The 5129-nt window shown below is 60.6% G+C and carries 6 protein-coding genes; 3 read left to right on the top strand and 3 right to left on the bottom strand.

Annotated features, from left to right (window positions below):
* Nucleotides 1–410 (top strand): hypothetical protein (locus tag BN948_RS26970; RefSeq protein WP_162182760.1); only part of this gene is annotated, 410 nt, incomplete at its 5' end.
* Here BN948_RS26970 and BN948_RS25090 read toward each other — a convergent pair.
* Nucleotides 395–856, bottom strand: a complete 462-nt coding sequence (locus BN948_RS25090) for a carboxymuconolactone decarboxylase family protein (protein WP_009514967.1) — start codon at nucleotides 854–856, stop codon at nucleotides 395–397. The genes BN948_RS26970 and BN948_RS25090 overlap by 16 nt on opposite strands.
* A 322-nt stretch (nucleotides 857–1178) precedes the next feature.
* Between BN948_RS25090 and BN948_RS25085 the strand changes: the two genes are divergently transcribed.
* The gene (locus BN948_RS25085) at nucleotides 1179–2618 is read left to right on the top strand and encodes an IS1182 family transposase (protein ID WP_009514966.1); all 1440 of its coding nucleotides are present in this window, start codon (nucleotides 1179–1181) and stop codon (nucleotides 2616–2618) included.
* Between the two features lie 181 nt (nucleotides 2619–2799).
* Here the strand turns inward: BN948_RS25085 and BN948_RS25080 are convergent, their stop codons facing one another.
* Nucleotides 2800–3477 carry a hypothetical protein gene (locus tag BN948_RS25080; protein WP_035624752.1) on the bottom strand — a complete coding sequence of 226 codons (678 nt, stop codon included), beginning with the start codon at nucleotides 3475–3477 and terminating at the stop codon, nucleotides 2800–2802.
* On the bottom strand, nucleotides 3477–4004 hold the full coding sequence (locus BN948_RS25075; protein WP_035624750.1) for a hypothetical protein: 528 nt from the start codon (nucleotides 4002–4004) through the stop codon (nucleotides 3477–3479). The genes BN948_RS25080 and BN948_RS25075 overlap by 1 nt, the downstream gene beginning before the upstream one ends.
* 241 nt (nucleotides 4005–4245) lie before the next feature.
* On the opposite strand from BN948_RS25075, the gene BN948_RS25070 reads away from it, so the two are divergent.
* Entirely contained in the window at nucleotides 4246–5019 is a 774-nt protein-coding gene (locus BN948_RS25070) for a hypothetical protein (protein WP_035624748.1), read from the top strand.
* Nucleotides 5020–5129 lie beyond the last annotated feature (110 nt).

Below are 5129 nucleotides of genomic sequence, written 5' to 3'. Positions count from 1 at the left end.
GCCCCCGGCGGCCGCCCCTGCCCCGGCCCCTTCCCCCCGCGCCCTGCGGGACCCGCGAGCCCGCCGACACGCCCGCACCAGCGCCGACCGCTTCCCCCGCACCGCCCCCCGCGCCCACGACCCCCCCGCCGACGCCCGCCACCGACCAATGGATCGGCCAGTGGAACGGCCCCGAAGGGACCTTCGTTCGCATCACGGGCGGCAGCGGTCACTACGAGGTCACCGTGCAGAACCTGGACGGGCCGCGCACCTTCGTGGGCAGGGCGGCGGGCGAGAAGATCGAATTCGAGCGCGACGGCCAGCGCGAAACGCTGACGGCCAGCGATGGCGCGGGGACGGGGATGAAGTGGTTGGCGGACAAGAAGGACTGCCTGAAGGTGCGCACCGGGGAAGGCTACTGCCGGGACTGAGGCCTCGCGCGGGGCTTCAGGCGGAAGCTGATGCCGAGCCGGTTGATGGCGTTCATGGCCGCGATGGTCAAGGTCAAGTCCACCAGGTCCTTCTCGCCGAACACGGCCAGTGCGGCTGCGTAGGCCTCGTCGGATGCGTGCGTTTCGCTCACGCGCGTGACTTCCTCTGACCACGCCAATGCGGCACGCTCCTGCTCCGTAAAGAGGTACTGCGCTTCGTGCCAGACCGGAACCAGCACCATTTTGTCGACCGACATGCCCTCTTTGAGCAAGTCTCGGGTGTGAATGTCGATGCAGTGGGCACACCCGTTGATCTGCGACACACGCAGGAAGACCAGATGGATGAGCGTGCTGGGCAGATGGGTGTCGTTCACGACGTGGTGGTGCAGGACGCTGACGGCCTTTGCACCTTCCGGAGAGACAGCGAACCAGTTCGCGCGATTCATGGTGTTCGATCCTTTCAGGAGGGAGACTTCGACGGCCGGGAACCCGGCCCATCGCCCTGAAAGACGGATGACACCCGCGCGTTGTGACAGAGCACGAGACGAACGCCTTTGGCCGCTTGCCTGGATGCGCTGCGAGTGGCCAGCCCAATACACATGGGGCCGGATGTCCACGACGTTCGGAGCGCCTGCTCGTTCGACTGCGAACGCTGGACAGCCGACTCTTTGCGTCCGGAGGACTGCTTCAGACTGAGGCTGTGTGAAAACGCTTTGAACGACCGCTCTGATCGCGTACTGTTCGGCAACGCGACTTTGGGTGAGCCACATGAAGCGATTCATCGAGGGCGAAGCACGTAGCCAGATCACGCTGCTGCCTGAGTGCCTGGACGACTACATCGCGGAGGACAACCCGGTGCGGGTCGTCGATGTCTTCGTCGATGAGCTCGACTTGCACCATCTCGGCTTCGAGGGTGCGAAGCCTGCGGCAACCGGTCGACCGTCTTACCACCCGGCGGTGCTCCTGAAGCTCTACATCTACGGCTATCTCAACCAGGTCCAGTCGAGCAGGCGTCTGGAGCGCGAGGCCCAGCGCAATGTTGAGCTGATGTGGCTGACCGGCCGCCTGACCCCGGACTTCAAGACCACAGCCGACTTCCGCAAGGACCACGGAGATGCCATTCGAAGGGTGTGCCGCGAGTTCGTTTTGCTCTGCCGCCGGCTCAAGCTGCTGACTGACGGTATCGTTGCCATTGACGGCAGCAAGTTCAAGGCGGTCAACAACCGGGACAAGAACTTCACGAGCCACAAGGTCCAGGTTCGGATGCAGCAACTGGAGCACAGCATCAGCCGGTACCTGAGCGAGCTTGATCGCGCCGACCGCGATCCCACGATCGTCCTTCCAGACCGGGTGGCGCGTCTGAAGGAAAAGATCACCAAGATCAAGGCGCAGATGCGGGACCTGGGCGAGATCGAGGCGCATCTGCAGTCCTCGCAGGAGCGGCAGATCTCATTCACCGATCCCGACGCTCGCTCCATGGCAACGAGTCGCTTGGGCTCTGCGGTGGTGGGATACAACGTCCAGACTGCGGTCGACGCCAGACACCACCTGATCGTTGCGCATGAGGTGACCAACGCAGTGACAGATCGCGGGCAGTTGGCCGCGATGGCAAAGGCTGTCAAAGAAGCAACCGCACACCCAAGCCTGATCGTCCTGGCCGACCGAGGTTACTTCGAGGGATACCAGATTCTTGAGTGCGAGCGCGCGGGCATCGCGACGATGGTGCCCAAGCCATTGACCTCGGGCGGGAAGTTCGAAGGCCGCTTCGACAAGCGAGACTTCATCTACGACAGCGAGCGCGACGAGTACCGACGTCCTGCTGGGCAGGCGGCTATCCGCCGATTCACCGCAGTCGAGGACGGTAAGACGCTGCACAAGTACTGGTCATCGGCCTGTCCAGGTTGCCATCTCAAAGAACAATGCACGCCAGCGCCCTATCGGCGCATCAGCCGATGGGAGCATGAAGACGTGCTGGAGGTTGTTCAGGCTCGCCTCGATGGCGCACCCGCTGCCTCTCGCCTTCGACAGTGCACGGTAGAGCACGTGTTCGGCACGCTGAAGACCTGGATGGGAGCCGCCCACTTCCGCACCAGGACACTGCCGCGCGTGCGAACCGAGATGAGTTTGCAGGTTGTTCTGGCCTACAACCTGCAGCGAGTGATCAATATCCTGGGTACAGAAAGGCTGGTGGCGGCAATGAGGGCGTAGGTCGGGCTAGCCGCCGAAACTGTTTCCACACAGCCTCGACTGATTGCGGCCACTCGGGCGAGGGCGTCCAGACGTCTGCTGACCGTGAAGGCGGACGCTTGTTTGGACTCAGATCCGTTGCCGTCTCTATCTGCGCGGAGGCCTCAGTAGAGAGACACGCTCTTGGAGGCTTACTCGCCCGTCAGGCTAGTCCTGCTAGTTGTCGCAGACGAAGCAGCACGACCCCGGACCTTCCTTGCGGGAATAGCCATTCCAACTGGTCGACGAAAGTCTCGTCTGCAAGGTATCCATCGACCTCTTCGCGGATGAAGTCTCGTACTGCTGCGGGTGCGTCAGCTAGTTCCGCTGGAAGCTCCTCCCTGCCATCCACGACGCTAAGGATGTCCTCCATATCGTGATGAAGGAAATCGCCCCCACCGCGGCTGTTGAAAGACTCAAGCTTAGTGGCGACAAAAAATGGCGCAGTGATTACGCTGATCGTGTGTCCACCCGGAAGGGCTACTGATCGACTCCACTGGACCGCGTCTGCGTACCACCGATTGACCGAGTGGCCTAGGACCTCTTTGGTCGGCATCACGTCGACGATGAGATGGCCCTTCTTCAGCCGACACATGTGGTCGTCAGATTGGTCCTCCTTGAATCCAGATTCTTTCAACTTGTCTAGTGAGACGTAGTAGTCGCTTAGTGAGGTGACCTCCGCCACGAGATCCACGTCAGCCGTTTGCCGCACAGGGGGCCTCCCGGGATCGGAGATCAAGAGGCCCACAGCACATCCTCCGACGAGCATGAACTCCGCGCTGTGGTCGCCGAGGGCGTGCGCCACGAGGCTCACGACAGAAATGTTTGGGTCATCGGCCATCAAAGCCTCACCGTAAGTTCGTTGAGGGCAATTTCTCTTTCCCTCGCTGCGCCAACCCGAAGGGCGTCGACCAGCGCGAGCACGTCATAAAGGCCTGGGTCCTTCGATGCCACCTTTGGCACTGACGGGTGAAGCGGGATCACCTCGTAGCCAAAGGTCTTGCCGTCTGGGTCGGCCCAGACCGGCACCGGTCCGTCGGTAGCCTCGAAGTGCTTGGCCAGAACCGGCGCCCCTATCGCGGTCGCTAGACCCCGGCCCGCACGACCGACCACCGCCGGGAAGGCATATTTCAGGCCGTGGATCGCGAACTCTTGTATGCCAGGCCTCAGCGCTCGGAGCGATCCGGCCGATCGGCTTAGCAGGCGTGCCGATTCGGCTCGACTCAGGGATCCGTGAATAGTGGAAAGGGACACTTGGAATTCGTCCGCAAGTTGAGCGAGTAGGAAGTTCTGGTTTCTGTTAACTGCAATCTTGACAGCCAGAACGAAGTCGAATGGCTTTAGTGCCGGCTGTTTGTCATTGGTCATGCCGTCGAACCTTTCTATGCGTTTCGTTTTTCGCGAAATCAGAAATTTTACCCAAGAACTCCGAATCACTTAAATTTTCTTGTTTTGCGAAAGCAGAAAATTTGATGCGTACCCAATATCCTCCATAGAAGTGATGCTTGTGCGGTCTAAACACCTTCAGAAAACTCCCAGCGCAGACTGGGATTCGTATTGCATGGAGTATAGACTATGTTATACTTCTCAAGTCATGAGGTAGGAGAGTATGAACTCGTCTGAATCCGTCCGAAAGAAAAGCCCACGGGCGCCATCCATCTCCCTGGATGAGGCATTGGACCGCGTCCTCAAGGTCTACGATAGAGAGCGGCTGAATCCCGCCCCTCCGGACGTTGTCGCGCAGGGAATGGGCTACAAAGACGCCAACAACGGACGGGCCTTGGCCGCGATCGCCTCGGTCCGATACTATGGATTGATGGAGCGTCACGCGGACGGCCGGCTTGGCGTGACCAAAGACGTCGAGAGCTACAAGTACGCGCCGAGCGAGGACATGCGACGTGCACACCTGCGCAAGTTCGTTGCGACACCCACGCTGTTTGCCGAGCTCTTGGACAGATACTCCTCGGGCCTGCCCTCCGATGGAAACCTTAGATACGAGTTAATCCAGAGGGATTTCCTGCCGAGCACAGCCGAAAGCATGGTAGGGGTACTCCGGCGCTCCTTCGACTTCGCACGGGTCTACGAACAGGGGAATCAGGAACTGGTCGTTTCCGCGGCTGAAGCCGACGAGTTTGATGCTCCGGCACGTACGGCATCTGACGCTGTCGCTCAGACGGGTAGCGAAACGCTCGCACAGGCGTCGCAGCTACGTTCCTCTAGCTTCTTCAGGGATGAAGACGCGGCCGATAGTCACGATCGCATCCCGGTCAGACTTTCCGGCGGCAGGCGCGCCTGGCTACTTATTCCGCAGCTCTTTCGCGAAGCAGACAAGCAGCGCCTGAAAGCCCAGATCGACTTGTTGCTGACGGAAGACGACGAATAAGCAAGGCTTCCCGGGGCGCCAGCCGGCATGTTCAGGGTTCTGTCGCGTTGCCAGTTGATAAACGAGTTTGGGGTAGGAACGGATGCCAGTTCTTCAAACGGGACGGATTT

The sequence above is a fragment of the Hydrogenophaga intermedia genome (assembly GCF_000723405.1).
Taxonomy (GTDB): domain Bacteria; phylum Pseudomonadota; class Gammaproteobacteria; order Burkholderiales; family Burkholderiaceae_C; genus Hydrogenophaga; species Hydrogenophaga intermedia.
This window is presented reverse-complemented; position numbering and strand designations above follow the sequence as displayed.

What these genes read in the sequence shown, in the direction of transcription:
- BN948_RS25080 (WP_035624752.1), bottom strand. Translation starts at nt 3,477, where the DNA reads ATGGCCGATGACCCAAACATTTCTGTCGTGAGCCTCGTGGCGCACGCC.
- BN948_RS25075 (WP_035624750.1), bottom strand. Translation starts at nt 4,004, where the DNA reads ATGACCAATGACAAACAGCCGGCACTAAAGCCATTCGACTTCGTTCTG.
- BN948_RS25090 (WP_009514967.1), bottom strand. Translation starts at nt 856, where the DNA reads ATGAATCGCGCGAACTGGTTCGCTGTCTCTCCGGAAGGTGCAAAGGCC.
- BN948_RS25085 (WP_009514966.1), top strand. Translation starts at nt 1,179, where the DNA reads ATGAAGCGATTCATCGAGGGCGAAGCACGTAGCCAGATCACGCTGCTG.
- BN948_RS25070 (WP_035624748.1), top strand. Translation starts at nt 4,246, where the DNA reads ATGAACTCGTCTGAATCCGTCCGAAAGAAAAGCCCACGGGCGCCATCC.